Below are 15333 nucleotides of genomic sequence, written 5' to 3'. Positions count from 1 at the left end.
TCTTTTTCACTTAGCCGACGACTGCTGGTGAGAGTAAACGTCCCCAGGCGAGTAAACGATCGGTGAGAATTAATTCACGGTTGAGCGCGGCTACATGCAGCAGTTGATCGCGGCATTGCATCCACTGCTGCGCGCTGCTGTTCAGCGAGCTGCTATTCATTTGCTGCGCCAGTTGCGTAACCACATCGGGACGATCGCCGTTACTTAGCCAGTGACTCGCGCCCTGCTGCACTTTCATTGCATCAACCAGCAGCGAAATCAACCAACTAAGGCGCTCGGCGACATCCTCGCTGTTCAGCGCGGGCAGCAGGTGCAGCACATCGCCGTTAAGCGCTTTGATCAGCGTCTCACACAGCGTTTCGCGTGCCTGCCAGCGTTCAGGCTGTAATAGCGTCAACGCGGCCGCAGGTGCGCCATTACTCAAGCGCAAGGCTGCACGCAGTTTAGCTTCCGGCTGCGGCTGCTGTTTTTGCAACCATTGCAAACTCAGAGCCTCTTCCGGCGGCGACAAATGCCACGTCATGCAGCGACTGCGTAGCGTGGCCAGCAATCGCGAAGGCTCGCGCACGCTGAGGAAAAACCAACAGTTGGCCGGTGGCTCTTCCAGCGTTTTCAATAACGCATTGGCAGCGGCTTCAGTGAGCTGTGACGCGTCGGGCAACCAGACGATCTTCGCGCCGCCCTGCTGAGCGAAATGGTAAAGCTTTTCAGTAACATCGCGCACCGCGTCAATGCCGAGCGAAGACTTGCCCTTCTCCGCTTCAAGGCGATACCAATCCGGATGCGTGTGCGCCTGCATCAGTTGGCAGCCGTGGCAGTGCCCACAGCTTTTCAGCCCTTCCGGCTGCAAACACATCAACCAACGGCTTACGCCCCATATCAGCGCATCATCGCCCATCCCTTCAATGGCCTGTACCAGCAAGGCGTGATGTGCCTGACCACTTTGATGACGCGCGATGATCTGTCGATAAGGCTGATTCAGCCACGGATACCAGTTCATACCGATTGATCTGCCAGCCAGTGACGTAATGCATTTTTAAGTGACAGCGTCACGTCTGCGATGTTTTGTGTGGCGTCAATGGTCAGGATGGTAGGATCCTCAGCCGCCAGCGCTAAATAGCGTTCACGTGTGCGTTCAAAAAAGCGCAGCGACTCTTGCTCGATACGATCCAGCTCACCGCGAGCCCGAGCGCGCTGTAAGCCAATTTCTGGCGTTACGTCGAGATACAGCGTCAGATCGGGACGGAAATCGCCCAGCACCGCATCGCGTAGCGTGGTCATCAGCTGCACATCCAGGCCGCGTCCGCCGCCCTGATACGCTTGTGATGAGAGATCGTGACGATCGCCGACTACCCAGGCACCGCGTGCCAACGCGGGTTTAATCACGTTCTCGACCAACTGCACGCGGGCTGCGTACAGCATCAGCAGCTCGGCTTTATCGGTAACCTGTTCACCTTTGATGCCCTGCTTCACCAACACCCGTAGCTGTTCCGCCAATGGCGTACCGCCGGGCTCACGCGTGAAGACGACGTCATTAATGCCATGCTCATGCAGCACGGCAACTAACGCATCACGTGCGGTGGTTTTGCCTGCGCCTTCCAGACCTTCGATGACGATAAACTTACTTTTCATTTTTTTCCTTCATGGCCAACCGATAGACCTGCACCGCTTTATTATGGCTGGCCAGATTGGTGGTAAAGGTGTGTCCACCTTTGCCATCTGCGACAAAATAGAGGTAGTTGGTCTTCTCTGGATGCGCCGCCGCTTCGAGTGACGCACGGCCTGGCATTGCAATCGGTCCCGGCGGTAAACCGCTAATGGTGTAGGTATTGTAATCGGTTGGCGTTTCCAGGTTTTTACGCGTTAGCGTGCCAGCATAGCTATCACCCATGCCATAAATAACAGTGGGATCGGTTTGCAGTTTCATGCCGGTGCGCAGGCGATTGATAAACACTGATGCCACGCGCGCGCGCTCTTCACTTACACCGGTTTCTTTTTCGATGATAGACGCCATGGTGACTAAATCCTGCTCTTTCTTGTAAGGCAGATTATCCATGCGCCCCTGCCAAATCTCATCAACCAGTTTATTCATACGCGCATGCGCACGTTCCAGCAGCGCCACATCGCTGGTATTGGCGGTATAAAGGTAGGTGTCTGGATAGAAGCTGCCTTCCAGTTGGTTAACCTCAAGCTTGAGCGCAGCGGCAACGGTGGCAAATTGATCGTCGGTCAGCGTATGTTTCAAATAGGGTGCTTTACGCAGCTCCGCTAACCACTCGGTTAAGCGTGAACCTTCAATAAAGCGCACCGGGAATTGCGCTTCTTTACCGCTTGCCAGCAGTTGCAGTAGCTGGCGCACCGTCATGCCAGTTTCAAGGCGATAGGTACCCGCTTTAAACTTTGCCAGTTCGGGCTCCAGTTTGAGTAACGGCCCAAACCAGATACTTTGTGGAATAATGTGCTGGCTTTCCAACTGCGCTTCTAACACCACGCGGCCGCTACCGGCGGGCAAGGTGTAAATGGTTTCCTGCTGCAGTGTTAACGGTGTATCGGCTAAGCGTTCAATCTGCCAATAGCTAAAGGCGGCGGCGAGTCCTGCGACAACCACTACGCCTGCGAGAATTTTTTTCATTCGAGTCATGATGCTTCCATCGTCGGGCAACTGGCGCGCAGTTGCTGGTACAGCGAGCGTGCGGTAAACGAAACGTCGTCAATTTGTCGCACGGGTAAAACGGGCATCAGGGCGTTACAAATTACCACTTCATCGGCGTTCAACACCTCGTCCCTGCTGCCATCAATCAGCTGACAAGTTTGGCCATTCGCGGCCATCTGTGCCATCAGATAACGACGCATAATGCCATCCACGCCAGCTTGTTCAAGGCGCGGCGTAAAAACGTTGCCGCCTTTGCGCCAGAATAAATTGGCCGCACAGCATTCCACCACCGTCCCTTCAGTGTCAAGCACCAGTGCCTCGTCGCCGCCCGTCTGGTCAAGATGGTGGCGAATCATTACCTGCTCAAGGCGATTCAGATGCTTCACACCGGCCAGCAACGGATTGCGCGCCAGACGAATGGGGCTAGTGTGGAGTACTGCACCCTGCTGTTGCAGGACGGCGTAGTGCTGCGGCCACGGAGAGAGCGAAACAATACGCGTAGGTGAGATGCAACCGGTGCGGCTGTAACCGCGGCCACCTGCGCCTGGCGTTAAAATAACTTTGAGTACCGCCTGCATCTGTCCATGAGCAGCCTGGCACATTTCAGCGGAGAGTTGCGGTAGGTCGGGTGCAGCCATGAATAAGCGTTCGCAGCCCTCACGCAGACGTTGCAGATGCGCATCCAGTAAAACAACCTTTCCGTTGATCACGGCGGCGGTGGTAAAACAGCCGTCACCAAATTGCACGCTGCGATCGCGTGCTGAAAGCTCGGTTTGTTGTATGCCGTTTATCCACATGCTGGTCACCTTGAACACCACAATAGCAATATAAAAAAGGCCCGCATTGCGGGCCTCTGTATAGCTCAGGAGCGATTATACCTTACGGAAGATCAGCGAGCCGTTGGTGCCGCCAAACCCGAAGGAGTTACACAACGTGTACTCCAGTCCGCTGATCTGACGCGCCGTATGTGGCACGAAGTCCAGATCACAACCCTCGTCAGGATTGTCGAGGTTGATGGTCGGTGGAATCGCCTGGTCGCGCAGCGCCAGAATCGAATAAATCGCTTCTACCGCACCAGCAGCGCCCAGCAAATGACCGGTCATCGACTTGGTTGAACTGACCATCACACTGTGAGCTGCAGTACCAAACACCGATTTCACCGCCTGCGCTTCCGCTTTGTCACCGGCTGGCGTTGAGGTGCCGTGCGCGTTGACATAGCCGATCTGCTCAGCGTTCAGCTGCGCATCACGCAGTGCATTAACCATCGCGGCTGCAGCGCCTGAACCGTCTTCCGGAGGTGACGTCATGTGGTAAGCATCGCTGCTCATGCCGAAACCAATAATTTCAGCATAAATCTTCGCACCACGTTTCTTCGCGTGTTCGTACTCTTCCAGTACGACAATGCCAGCACCGTCACCCAACACGAAACCGTCACGATCTTTATCCCACGGACGGCTTGCCGCCTGCGGATTGTCATTACGGGTAGAGAGCGCACGTGCAGCACCGAAACCACCGACACCTAATGGCGTACTGGCTTTTTCCGCACCACCAGCCAACATCACATCCGCATCGTTATACGCAATAATTCGCGCCGCATGACCAATGTTATGGACGCCGGAGGTACACGCCGTTGCGATTGAGATGCTTGGGCCTTTCAGGCCATACATAATGGTGAGGTGACCTGCCACCATGTTTACGATGGTAGAAGGTACAAAGAACGGGCTGATTTTACGCGGACCACCGTTGACCAGCGAGCTGTGGTTATCTTCGATTAAACCCAGTCCGCCAATGCCAGAACCGATTGCCGCACCAATGCGACCCGCATTCTCATCAGTTACGACCAGACCTGAGTCTGCCATAGCCTGAATACCAGCAACGATGCCGTATTGGATGAAGTCATCCATCTTGCGCTGATCTTTGCGCGAGATGAAATCATCGCAATTGAAATCTCTTACTAAGCCTGCAAAACGCGTTGCGTAGGCACTAGTATCAAAATGGTCGATCAGGCTAATGCCGCTCTGACCGGCAAGGAGAGCACTCCAGGTAGACTCTACGGTATTGCCGACAGGAGACAACATGCCAAGACCAGTCACAACTACACGACGCTTAGACACGCACGTCCTCCAGGGAGGGAAAAAATAACGCTATGTGGGGCAAACATAAAACTCAGGCGGTCGAGGTGACCGCCTGAAGATATTCATTAGCCTTGATGGCTATTGATGTAGTCGATCGCTGCCTGAACGGTAGTGATTTTCTCAGCTTCTTCGTCTGGAATTTCAGTATCAAACTCTTCTTCCAGAGCCATTACCAGCTCAACGGTGTCAAGAGAATCTGCACCAAGGTCTTCAACGAAAGAAGCAGTGTTAATCACTTCGTCTTCTTTAACACCCAGCTGCTCAGCTACGATTTTCTTAACGCGTTGTTCGATATCGCTCATACTATTTAATTTCCTATCAAAACTCGCTTTCGCGATGGTTTTCGTAGTGTATAAAATGTTGAAAAAGATGCAACAAAATCCCGGCTGGTCGAACCACGATTTTGCGTTATTCTGCGGTGTTTACCGCAGATAAAGCAAATGTTTTCGTGATTATCAGACCATGTACATGCCGCCGTTGACATGAAGCGTCTCACCCGTGATGTAGGCTGCTTCGTCAGAGGCTAAGAATGCAACAGCATTGGCAATCTCCTGCGGGTCACCTAAACGACCTGCAGGAACTTCTGCCAAAATACCCGAACGTTGATCTTCGTTCAGTGCACGCGTCATGTCCGTCTCAATAAAGCCCGGAGCCACGACGTTTACAGTAATGCCACGTGACGCAATTTCTCGCGCCAGTGATTTGCTAAAGCCAATCAAACCTGCTTTTGCTGCCGCATAGTTTGCCTGACCCGCGTTACCCATGGTCCCAACTACAGAACCGATGGTAATGATACGGCCCACGCGTTTTTTCATCATGGCACGCATAACCGCCTTAGAAAGACGGAAGACCGATGTCAGGTTGGTATCAAGGATATCCGCCCATTCATCGTCTTTCATGCGCATCAACAGATTGTCACGCGTAATGCCTGCATTATTGACTAAAATGTCCACTTCGCCAAATTCGGCGCGAACTTGTTCGAGGACGCTCTCAATTGAGGCTGCATCAGTGACGTTCAGCAGCAGGCCTTTGCCCTTGTCGCCGAGGTAAGCACTGATTGCTTCTGCACCGCTTGCACTGGTGGCAGTTCCCACCACTTTTGCACCGCGTGCAGCCAGCGTTTCCGCAATGGCGCGACCGATACCACGGCTTGCACCGGTAACCAGCGCTACTTTACCTTCAAAGCTCATGTTTTTCCTCTTATTCCTGTGTAAGCGCCGCACTCAGTGAAGCAGAATCGTTCACGGCAGCGGCACTCAGGCTATCCACAATACGTTTGGTCAGACCGGTCAGGACTTTGCCTGGACCGATCTCCAGCAGCTGTTCTACGCCTTGCGTAGCAATAAATTCGACCGCTTCGGTCCAGCGCACTGGGCTATACAGCTGACGTACCAGCGCGCTTCGAATCGCAGCGCCGTCGGTTTCACACTTCACATCAACGTTATTAACCACCGGTACGGCAGGTGCGTTAAAGGTAATAGCTTCCAGCGCAACCGCCAGTTTATCGGCTGCCGGCTTCATCAGCGCGCAATGTGACGGCACGCTCACCGGCAATGGCAGCGCACGTTTGGCGCCAGCAGCTTTACACGCTGCACCTGCACGCTCAACCGCTTCTTTATTACCGGCGATCACTACCTGACCTGGCGAGTTGAAATTGACCGGTGAAACCACTTGGCCTTGCGCACTCTCTTCGCAGGCTTTACGAATGGACTCATCGTCCAGACCAATAATAGCCTGCATTGCGCCCGTGCCTTCTGGCACCGCTTCCTGCATTAATTTGCCACGCAGCTCAACCAGTTTAATGGCATCCGCGAAGTCGAGTACACCAGCACAAACCAGTGCAGAATACTCACCAAGACTGTGACCAGCCATCAGTGTTGGCGGCAGCGCGTTCTTGCTCTGCAACACACGATAGATAGCAACTGAAGCTGCCAGCAACGCAGGCTGCGTCTGCCAGGTTTTATTCAACTCTTCAGCCGGTCCTTGCTGGACTAACTGCCATAAGTCATAACCCAGCGCGTCAGAAGCTTCACGGAAAGTGGCTTCAACCTGCGGATTTTCGGCAGCCAGCTCGGCTAACATGCCGACAGTCTGCGATCCCTGTCCTGGGAAAACATAAGCAAATTGCGTCATCTTTCGTTCCTGTCAATCAAAAGCGAACCAGTGCAGAACCCCAGGTGAAACCACCACCAAAGGCCTCTAGCAAAATCAGTTGTCCCGGCTTGATACGGCCATCACGCACCGCTTCATCCAGCGCACTTGGCACGGAAGCGGCTGAGGTATTGCCGTGGCGATCCAGCGTGACCACCACTTTCTCCATGCCCATGCCCAGCTTTTTGGCGGTTGCGCTAATTATGCGCAGGTTCGCTTGATGCGGCACCAGCCAGTCGAGCATTTCACGATCGAGATTGTTGGCTTGCAGGGTTTCATCAACAATGTGCGCCAGTTCAGTCACCGCCACTTTGAAGACTTCATTGCCCGCCATCGTCAGATAAGCCGGCTCATCCTGATGGGCACGATCCTGATACGGCAGCGTTAACAGCTTGCTGTAACGGCCATCGGCGTGTAGATGAGTGGAAAGGATGCCTGGCTCTTGGCTCTGGCTCAGCACCACAGCGCCCGCGCCATCACCGAACAGAATAATGGTGCCGCGATCGTTGGGATCGAGCGTACGTGCTAACACGTCTGCGCCGATCACCAGAGCATGTTTAACGACACCATTCTTGATGTATTGATCGGCAACGCTCAGTGCATAGGTGAAGCCCGCACAGGCAGCGGCCAAATCGAAAGCGGCGCAGTCATTGATCTCCAGCATTTGCTGGATCATGCATGCAGAACTTGGGAAGGCATGGCTGGAGGACGTCGTGGCCACAATGATCAGGCCAACGTCGCTCGCATTCACACCCGCCATTTCCAGCGCGCGTTGTGCTGCGGTGAAGCCCATGGTGGCGACCGTTTCATCCGGTGCTGCAATGCGGCGCTCACGGATGCCGGTACGGGTGACAATCCACTCGTCCGTCGTCTCGACCATTTTTTCCAGATCCGCGTTAGAGCGAATCTGCTCAGGCAAATAGCTGCCCGTACCGATAATTTTGGTAAACATCTACGCTTTGTCACTCCTGGCTAATACAGTGTCAAGGCGCGCCGCAATCCTCTCTGGGACTTGCCTTCGCACCGTCTGCTCTGCCTGCTCTATCGCCACGGCAAATGCACGTTGATTCGCCGCACCGTGGCTTTTGATCACTGTCCCGCGCAATCCTAACAGACAAGCGCCATTGTACTGGTCGGGGTTGAGGTGGCCGAAACGCTTTGCCAGGCGCTTTTGAATCCAGCGCCCCAACAATTTTAGCCACCAGGCCCGTTTTTTTCCTTCCTCTGATGATTTCAGCAGAGAGAGGAACATTCTTACCACGCCTTCCATGGTCTTCAACGTGACGTTACCCACGAAGCCATCACAGACCAGCACATCCGTCTTGCCGGTGAGGAGATCGTTCCCCTCAAGATAACCAATATAGTTGATTTGCGGTGACGCTCGCAGCACCGCAGATGCGGCGCGGATTGTTTCCAATCCTTTAGTCTCTTCCTGACCAATATTCAGCAACGCCACCCGCGGCTGGGCGATCTCCAGCACTTCTTCGGCCATCACTGCGCCCATAATCGCAAACTGCACCAGCATGGCGCTGTCAGATTCGACGTTGGCACCGAGATCCAGCACCACCGTTTTGCCATGTTGCTGATGCGGTAAAACCGTCATCAGCGCCGGACGATCTATGCCATCCAGCGGTTTTAATAACATTTTCGCCAACCCCATCAACGCGCCGGTATTTCCCGCACTGACACAGGCTTGCGCTTTACCCTCTTTCACCAACTCTAACGCCACACGCATTGAACTGCCGCGGCTGTTACGAATTGCCTGAGAGGGTTTGGCATCATTTGCAATAACCGATTCGGCAGGAATAACCTGCACACGCCTCTGTAACGAGGAATCCGCTTTGGCAAGAAATGACGAGATGATGTCGGGATCACCGACCAGAAGAAGAACCAGCTCCGAATGAGAGGCCAGTGCCTGCAAGGCTGCAGGCACTGTCACGCAGGGACCGAAATCCCCGCCCATGGCATCAACTGCCAGGGTCAAACGTGTCAAGGTATCGCCTTGTGTAATCGCGAGGATTACTTGGTGATAACCTTGCGACCGCGGTAGTAACCATCCGCAGTGATATGGTGACGCAGATGAGTTTCGCCAGAAACTTTATCTACTGACAGAGCAGCAGTGGTCAGAGCATCGTGTGAACGACGCATACCACGCTTAGAACGGGTTGGTTTATTCTGTTGTACGGCCATGGACCTTACTCCTATTACTTACGCTTTAAACTGGCTAATACGGCAAACGGATTTGGTTTTTCTGCCTCTGGAGGCAATTGACCAAATACCATGTCCGCGTCGGACACTTCACAGTGTTCAGAATCATGCACCGGAACCACGGGCAGCGCGAGGATGAGTTCATCTTCGATCACCGCCAGCAAGTCGATCTCACCAAAATCATTGACATCAACTGGCTCGTAGGCTTCCGGCAGTGCTTCGGCCTGTTCATCAGAAGAGACAGGACTGAAGCAATAGCTTACGTGAACATGACGTGGAAACGACTGGTTGCAGCGTTGACATGACAGAGTCACCTGCACTTCGGCTGTTCCTTGCAGAACGGCGAGGCGCTGGTTGTCAACCGCAAACGACATATCGCATTCAACTTCACTGTCCACACTCACGACCGTTTCGGCCAAGCGCGCCACCAATTCAGGTGCATAAACACCATGATAATCAAGGCGTTTTTGCGCGGCGCGGACCGGATCGAGCGTCAGGGGTAATTTTACCTTTTGCATAGGGCGCGCATATTAACTTTGTAACGTCATAGAGTCAAAGAAAAAGGCCGGTTTACGGCATCTTTCACCCGTTAGTCGCATCCAGTGCGGCGCATAGTTTAAAATGACTGTCATCTTTACGCTATCTATTCTGAAAAAAAATGATGACACCTTTGGTATTAGCTTCAACCTCCCCTTTTCGTCAGGCGCTGCTGAACAAATTGGGCCTGCCTTTTATTACCGCTGCGCCCGATTGTGACGAAACACCGCTGATGGATGAATCGGCACCCGAGCTGGTGCAGCGTCTGGCCTTAGCCAAGGCAGAGGCGCTTGCTGGACATCATCCCAATAGCTGGATTATCGGTTCCGATCAGGTCTGCGTGTTAAATGGCGAGATTACCGGCAAGCCGCATACCGTAGAGAACGCCTGCCGTCAGCTCGCTGCTGCCAGCGGCAACGCCATAACCTTTTATACCGGGCTGGCGCTGATACAACCGCAGAGCGGCAAACGGTGGGTTATTTGCGAACCTTTTACTGTCCATTTCCGTCAGTTAAGTGCAGAAGAGATACGCGGTTATGTGGAGAAGGAGCAGCCGCTGCAATGCGCAGGTAGCTTTAAAAGTGAGGGATTAGGGATTTGTTTGTTCGATAAACTGGAAGGACGCGATCCCAATACCTTAATTGGCTTACCGCTGATTGCTTTGAATGAGATGCTAAGAGCGGCGGGCATCAACGCGCTATGTTGATGCCCGCGTAATCAGGCTTTTTTCTGGCGCAGCTGTGCCAGGCAGTGCTTCAGTGCGCCATCCAGTGGCGCCTCCATCCGCAGCACTTCTCCGGTGTTGGGATGGGTAAAAGTCAACGCGGCGGCATGCAGGAACAGCCGAGATAAGCCGGTCGAACTAAGCTGCGCGTCAAATTCGCGATCGCCATAGCGATCGTCAAAAGCGATGGGATGTCCGCCATGCAGCGTATGGACGCGGATCTGATGCGTACGCCCCGTCACCGGGCTCGCTTTAACCAGGGTCGCAAAGCCGAAGCGCTCTTCAACCTTAAAGCGCGTCTCGGAGGGCTTACCCTCAGCACTCACGCGCACTACGCGCTCACCACTCTGCAAAATATTCTTCAGCAGTGGTGCCTGCACCACTTTCAGATGCGATGGCCAGTCACCGCGCACCAGCGCCAGATAATCTTTCTGCATGCCCTTCTCGCGCAGTTGCTCATGCAGCGAACGCAGCGCCGAGCGCTTCTTCGCCACCAGCAAGATGCCAGAAGTATCGCGATCGAGGCGATGCACTAACTCGAGAAAACGCGCTTCCGGACGCAACGCGCGCAATCCTTCAATTACGCCAAAACTTAATCCGCTGCCGCCGTGCACCGCTGTACCGGAGGGTTTATTCATCACCATCAAATAGTCATCTTCGTACAGAATGGCGTTGGTCAGAGCCGCAACTTTATCCAGCTTCGGTGAAACGGTATTTTCCTCGCGCTCGGCAACCCGCACTGGCGGAATGCGCAGCTCGTCGCCATCCTCCAGCTTGTATTCGGGTTTCACGCGTTTTTTGTTCACCCGCACTTCACCTTTACGCAAAATGCGATAAATCATGCTTTTTGGCACGCCCTTGAGTTGGGTGCGCAAAAAGTTATCAATACGTTGTCCGGCATTTTCAGCCGTGATGGCGACATACTGTACGCCGGGATTCTCTGTTTTCATGGCGGCGATTCTAATTAGTGTCCCTGGATAGCGCCACCCCTTTTTCTGTGCTTAACTCTCTCTTTGTCGCGTCACGAAACGTTGAAAATGGCGACATTTTCAACGATGCGATGATTAGCCCTGCAAATGAACAGGTTAAGGATGAATAAACTTCTCAGCTTGGCAAAAGTCGCCTTGCTATATGTTGGTGAGCAATGGAATAATGCAGGTGTTTCTGCCCTGGAAAGATTCAGGCAGGAAAAAGAGCGAAATAAGTCATTTTGCCGGATTGAACGGACACGCAGCAATGGCGTAAGACGTAATGTTAAATCAGGCACTTAGCGGGCTGCGGGTTGCGGCCTGGACGACAGACTAGGATGAGTGGATTTTTGAATACTCTGTAACACTTCCACCTTCAGGCGCTGGATTTCCTTATGAAAAACAGGCCACCGACAAGATTTGCGCCCCTTTAGCCGCCGACAACCGTGAGGTTGACGTCTGTGCATTAAGACACGGGGTCATCGGTTGATTCTCGTCCAGGGTAACGATGCCCGCAGCTACATCACTCATGTGAGAATAACGAGTAAGTCACGATGAAAAGAATGTTAATTAACGCAACTCAGCAGGAGGAGTTGCGCGTTGCCCTGGTTGATGGACAACGTCTGTACGATCTGGATATTGAAAGTCCTGGACACGAACAGAAAAAAGCCAACATATACAAAGGTAAAATCACCCGCGTTGAGCCCAGCCTTGAAGCTGCGTTTGTCGATTACGGTGCTGAACGTCACGGTTTCCTCCCTCTGAAAGAAATTTCCCGCGAATACTTCCCGGCCAACTACAACGCACATGGTCGTCCGAATATTAAAGATGTGCTGCGTGAAGGTCAGGAAGTTATCGTTCAGATTGATAAAGAGGAGCGCGGTAATAAAGGAGCAGCACTGACTACCTTTATTTCGCTGGCCGGTAGCTATTTGGTATTGATGCCGAACAACCCACGTGCTGGCGGTATTTCTCGCCGTATTGAGGGTGACGATCGTACCGAGTTGAAAGAAGCCCTTTCCGCACTGGAACTTCCAGATGGCATGGGTCTGATTGTTCGCACCGCGGGCGTCGGTAAATCTGCCGAATCGCTGCAGTGGGATCTCAGCTTCCGTCTGAAGCACTGGGAAGCAATCAAGAAAGCGGCAGACAGCCGCCCAGCACCTTTCCTGATTCATCAGGAGAGCAACGTTATCGTCCGCGCCTTCCGCGATTATCTGCGTCAGGATATTGGTGAAATCCTCATCGATAACCCGAAAGTTCTGGAAGTGGCGCGTCAGCACATTGCTGCGCTAGGCCGTCCCGACTTTAGCAGCAAAATCAAACTGTACACCGGTGAAATCCCGCTGTTCAGCCATTACCAAATTGAATCGCAGATTGAATCTGCCTTCCAGCGTGAAGTGCGCCTGCCGTCAGGCGGTTCGATTGTTATCGATAGCACCGAAGCGCTGACCGCCATTGATATTAACTCCGCACGTGCTACGCGCGGCGGTGACATCGAAGAGACCGCGTTTAATACCAACCTGGAAGCGGCCGATGAAATCGCTCGCCAACTGCGTCTACGCGATCTCGGCGGCCTGATTGTTATCGACTTTATCGATATGACGCCAGTGCGTCACCAGCGTGCCGTCGAGAACCGTCTGCGTGAAGCCGTGCGTCAGGATCGTGCACGCATCCAGATTAGCCACATTTCACGCTTCGGTTTGCTGGAGATGTCGCGTCAGCGCCTCAGCCCGTCACTGGGTGAATCCAGTCATCACGTCTGCCCACGCTGTAGCGGTACCGGCACCATCCGTGATAACGAATCGCTGTCGCTATCTATTCTGCGTCTGATTGAAGAAGAAGCGCTGAAAGACAACACCAAAGAAGTGCATGCGATCGTGCCGGTTCCGGTGGCCTCTTACCTGCTGAACGAAAAACGTGATGCGGTGAGCGCCATTGAGAAACGTCAGGGCGGCGTGCGTGCCATCATCGTGCCAAACGATCAGATGGAAACGCCACATTACTCTGTACTGCGTGTCCGCACCGGTGAAGAGACGCAAACCCTGAGCTACCATCTGCCAAAACTGCACGAAGCGGAAATGGCGCTGCCTTCTGAAGAAGAGCACGCGGAGCGTCGTCGTCCGGAGCAGCCAGCCCTGGCCGCCTTCGCGATGCCAGATGCGCCGCCAGCACCGGTTGAAGTGGTTAAAGAGACACAGCCAGCGCCAGCCGTTGAAGCGAAAGCCAAACCTGCTGTTGCCGCACCTGCAGTGACCAGCACCGGCTTCGTTGCCCGCCTGCTGAACGGCTTGAAGAAACTGTTTGCCAGCGATACGCCTGCTGCGGCTCCGGCTGAAACTCAGCAAGAGACGCCAGCGGCTGTTGAAGCGGAAAATACGCAACAGCGTGGCGAGCGTCGCAACAATAACAACCGTCGTAATAATCGTCGTGAGCGCACACCGCGTAATGGCGAGAATGGTCAGGGGCGTGAAGGTCGCGAAGCGCGTGAACCACGCGAGCCGCGCGAAGCACGTGAGCCACGTGAAGCCCGCGAACCGCGTGACAATCAGGACAATCGTCGCAACAAGCGTCAGAACGAACCGCGTGAAGCGCGTCCTGTACTGAGCGATGAAGCACTTGAGCAACGTGATGAGCAGCAGCAACAGCGCCGCGAACAGCGTGCCGATCGCCAGCGTCGTCGTCAGGAAGAAAAACGCACTCAGCAGCAGGATCAGAAAGTCGCTGAACCGGTCGTTCAGGCTGACGTCGTAGACGAAAATGTTGCGCAGGAAGAAGAGCGTGTACAGGTGATGCCGCGTCGTAAACAGCGTCAGCTGTCACAACGCGTACGTGTGGGCGATACCGGTGAAGTCACCGCTGAAGCGCCTGCGCCAGTTGTGCATGAAGCCGCCGCTGAAACTGCACCACGTGCTCAGTACATCGAACATCCGGAAGCCAGCAATGACGAGCAAGATGATAGCGAGAACCGTGACAGCGCCAATATGCCGCGTCGTTCACGTCGTTCACCGCGTCACCTGCGCGTAAGCGGCCAGCGTCGTCGTCGTTATCGTGACGAGCGTTACCCAACGCAGTCTGCAATGCCGCTGGAGTCTGCTGCAGCTTCGCCAGAAATGGCATCCGGTAAAGTGTGGATTTCTTACCCGGTTGCGCAAGCGCAGGAAGAGTACACCACGCAAGATGCCATGCATGAAGTGTCGGATTACGGCTATCAACAAACCGCCGCCGCCGTGGCTGAAACCGCTACTGTTGAAACCGCTACGGTTGAACCCGCTGCTGTTGAACCGGCCGTTGAGCAGGTTGCCGCTGAAGAAGCCGTGCATCAGGTTGAACCGCAGGCGCACACTGAGGTGCCGGTAGTGAATACTGATGACGTCACGCCGATTGCAGCGCCCGTCAACGAAGAACCATCAGTGATTTCTGCTGCTGATGAACAAGTTGCGCAGGAAACCGCAGCTGAAGCGGAACCGGCGGCCAGCGTTGAAGAAGCGCAGCCTGAAGTTAGCGCAGTGGCTGACGTTGTTGAGCAGGCGCCGGCTGATGTTTCGCCAGCAGTGGAAGCACAGGTTGAAGAAGTACTGGCTGCGCCAGTGGCTGCAGAAGCTGATGTCACACCGGTAACGGAACCGCATGCGCCGGTTGCGGCACGTGACACTGCGGTAACGACCGTTGAAACGCGCTTCAAACATCATGCTACCGCCCCGATGACCAAAGCACCGGCACCGGCATGGGAACCTGAACCGGCTCGTCATAGCGATTGGGTTCGTCCCGCGTTTGGCTTCGAAGGTCGTGGTTCTGCAGGTGGTCACAGCGCAACGCATCAGGCAACCGCTCCGGCTACCCGTCCGGAAAGCGCCTAAGCGTTAGCAAGTCAGTAAAATCGAACCCCGGCCAGTCCGGGGTTTTTTATTGCCTGCGATTGACGGCGTTAGATTGATGCCATGAAAGACACCCTAT

Annotated in this window: 16 protein-coding genes; 3 read left to right on the top strand and 13 right to left on the bottom strand. The window is 54.2% G+C overall.

Annotated elements, in window-relative coordinates:
* Positions 1–10: 10 nt before the first annotated feature.
* From holB to yceD, 12 genes are all read right to left on the bottom strand, one after another.
* Positions 11–1000: a DNA polymerase III subunit delta' gene (gene holB / locus AC790_RS05230; protein ID WP_049851104.1), complete on the bottom strand. Its 990-nt coding sequence runs from the start codon at positions 998–1000 to the stop codon at positions 11–13.
* A complete protein-coding gene (gene tmk, locus AC790_RS05225) occupies positions 997–1632 on the bottom strand; it encodes a dTMP kinase (RefSeq protein ID WP_049851103.1) in 636 nt (211 codons plus the stop codon). Before tmk ends, holB begins: the two co-directional genes overlap by 4 nt.
* A complete protein-coding gene (gene mltG, locus AC790_RS05220; RefSeq protein WP_049851102.1) occupies positions 1622–2641 on the bottom strand; it encodes an endolytic transglycosylase MltG in 1020 nt (339 codons plus the stop codon). Before mltG ends, tmk begins: the two co-directional genes overlap by 11 nt.
* On the bottom strand, positions 2638–3450 hold the full coding sequence (gene pabC / locus AC790_RS05215; protein WP_049851101.1) for an aminodeoxychorismate lyase: 813 nt from the start codon (positions 3448–3450) through the stop codon (positions 2638–2640). Before pabC ends, mltG begins: the two co-directional genes overlap by 4 nt.
* 75 nt (positions 3451–3525) lie before the next feature.
* Complete coding sequence (gene fabF / locus AC790_RS05210) at positions 3526–4767, bottom strand: beta-ketoacyl-ACP synthase II (RefSeq protein WP_049851100.1); 1242 nt, start codon at positions 4765–4767, stop codon at positions 3526–3528.
* 86 nt (positions 4768–4853) lie between these two features.
* On the bottom strand, positions 4854–5090 hold the full coding sequence (acpP, locus tag AC790_RS05205; protein ID WP_007885774.1) for an acyl carrier protein: 237 nt from the start codon (positions 5088–5090) through the stop codon (positions 4854–4856).
* 153 nt (positions 5091–5243) lie between these two features.
* Positions 5244–5978: a 3-oxoacyl-ACP reductase FabG gene (gene fabG / locus AC790_RS05200; protein ID WP_007885776.1), complete on the bottom strand. Its 735-nt coding sequence runs from the start codon at positions 5976–5978 to the stop codon at positions 5244–5246.
* A 10-nt stretch (positions 5979–5988) separates the two neighbouring features.
* Entirely contained in the window at positions 5989–6921 is a 933-nt protein-coding gene (gene fabD, locus AC790_RS05195; RefSeq protein WP_049851099.1) for an ACP S-malonyltransferase, read from the bottom strand.
* Between the two features lie 16 nt (positions 6922–6937).
* Entirely contained in the window at positions 6938–7891 is a 954-nt protein-coding gene (locus AC790_RS05190; RefSeq protein ID WP_007885779.1) for a beta-ketoacyl-ACP synthase III, read from the bottom strand.
* Positions 7892–8932: a phosphate acyltransferase PlsX gene (gene plsX, locus AC790_RS05185; protein WP_049851098.1), complete on the bottom strand. Its 1041-nt coding sequence runs from the start codon at positions 8930–8932 to the stop codon at positions 7892–7894.
* Between the two features lie 26 nt (positions 8933–8958).
* Positions 8959–9129, bottom strand: coding sequence for a 50S ribosomal protein L32 (gene rpmF, locus AC790_RS05180; RefSeq protein WP_007885783.1), 171 nt, complete (start codon positions 9127–9129; stop codon positions 8959–8961).
* 14 nt (positions 9130–9143) lie between these two features.
* On the bottom strand, positions 9144–9665 hold the full coding sequence (yceD, locus tag AC790_RS05175; RefSeq protein ID WP_007885785.1) for a 23S rRNA accumulation protein YceD: 522 nt from the start codon (positions 9663–9665) through the stop codon (positions 9144–9146).
* A 143-nt stretch (positions 9666–9808) separates the two neighbouring features.
* On the opposite strand from yceD, the gene AC790_RS05170 reads away from it, so the two are divergent.
* Positions 9809–10390 carry a nucleoside triphosphate pyrophosphatase gene (locus AC790_RS05170; RefSeq protein WP_200902257.1) on the top strand — a complete coding sequence of 194 codons (582 nt, stop codon included), beginning with the start codon at positions 9809–9811 and terminating at the stop codon, positions 10388–10390.
* A gap of 11 nt (positions 10391–10401) precedes the next feature.
* Here the strand turns inward: AC790_RS05170 and rluC are convergent, their stop codons facing one another.
* Positions 10402–11358 carry a 23S rRNA pseudouridine(955/2504/2580) synthase RluC gene (gene rluC, locus AC790_RS05165; protein ID WP_007885787.1) on the bottom strand — a complete coding sequence of 319 codons (957 nt, stop codon included), beginning with the start codon at positions 11356–11358 and terminating at the stop codon, positions 10402–10404.
* Between the two features lie 141 nt (positions 11359–11499).
* Here rluC and AC790_RS24640 point away from each other — a divergent pair, with 141 nt between their 5' ends.
* Together AC790_RS24640 and rne are read left to right on the top strand one after the other, a co-directional pair.
* Entirely contained in the window at positions 11500–11679 is a 180-nt protein-coding gene (locus AC790_RS24640; protein WP_152929112.1) for a hypothetical protein, read from the top strand.
* 251 nt (positions 11680–11930) lie between these two features.
* Entirely contained in the window at positions 11931–15236 is a 3306-nt protein-coding gene (rne, locus tag AC790_RS05160; RefSeq protein WP_049851096.1) for a ribonuclease E, read from the top strand.
* Positions 15237–15333 lie beyond the last annotated feature (97 nt).

The sequence above is a fragment of the Pantoea sp. RIT-PI-b genome (assembly GCF_001187905.1).
GTDB lineage: Bacteria > Pseudomonadota > Gammaproteobacteria > Enterobacterales > Enterobacteriaceae > Pantoea > Pantoea nemavictus.
Note: the sequence above shows the minus strand (reverse complement) of the source record. Positions and strands in the feature narration are given on the sequence as shown.

What these genes read in the sequence shown, in the direction of transcription:
- holB (WP_049851104.1), bottom strand. Translation starts at nt 1,000, where the DNA reads ATGAACTGGTATCCGTGGCTGAATCAGCCTTATCGACAGATCATCGCG.
- tmk (WP_049851103.1), bottom strand. Translation starts at nt 1,632, where the DNA reads ATGAAAAGTAAGTTTATCGTCATCGAAGGTCTGGAAGGCGCAGGCAAA.
- mltG (WP_049851102.1), bottom strand. Translation starts at nt 2,641, where the DNA reads ATGACTCGAATGAAAAAAATTCTCGCAGGCGTAGTGGTTGTCGCAGGA.
- pabC (WP_049851101.1), bottom strand. Translation starts at nt 3,450, where the DNA reads ATGTGGATAAACGGCATACAACAAACCGAGCTTTCAGCACGCGATCGC.
- acpP (WP_007885774.1), bottom strand. Translation starts at nt 5,090, where the DNA reads ATGAGCGATATCGAACAACGCGTTAAGAAAATCGTAGCTGAGCAGCTG.
- fabG (WP_007885776.1), bottom strand. Translation starts at nt 5,978, where the DNA reads ATGAGCTTTGAAGGTAAAGTAGCGCTGGTTACCGGTGCAAGCCGTGGT.
- fabD (WP_049851099.1), bottom strand. Translation starts at nt 6,921, where the DNA reads ATGACGCAATTTGCTTATGTTTTCCCAGGACAGGGATCGCAGACTGTC.
- AC790_RS05190 (WP_007885779.1), bottom strand. Translation starts at nt 7,891, where the DNA reads ATGTTTACCAAAATTATCGGTACGGGCAGCTATTTGCCTGAGCAGATT.
- rpmF (WP_007885783.1), bottom strand. Translation starts at nt 9,129, where the DNA reads ATGGCCGTACAACAGAATAAACCAACCCGTTCTAAGCGTGGTATGCGT.
- yceD (WP_007885785.1), bottom strand. Translation starts at nt 9,665, where the DNA reads ATGCAAAAGGTAAAATTACCCCTGACGCTCGATCCGGTCCGCGCCGCG.
- AC790_RS05170 (WP_200902257.1), top strand. Translation starts at nt 9,809, where the DNA reads ATGACACCTTTGGTATTAGCTTCAACCTCCCCTTTTCGTCAGGCGCTG.
- rluC (WP_007885787.1), bottom strand. Translation starts at nt 11,358, where the DNA reads ATGAAAACAGAGAATCCCGGCGTACAGTATGTCGCCATCACGGCTGAA.
- AC790_RS24640 (WP_152929112.1), top strand. Translation starts at nt 11,500, where the DNA reads ATGAATAAACTTCTCAGCTTGGCAAAAGTCGCCTTGCTATATGTTGGT.
- rne (WP_049851096.1), top strand. Translation starts at nt 11,931, where the DNA reads ATGAAAAGAATGTTAATTAACGCAACTCAGCAGGAGGAGTTGCGCGTT.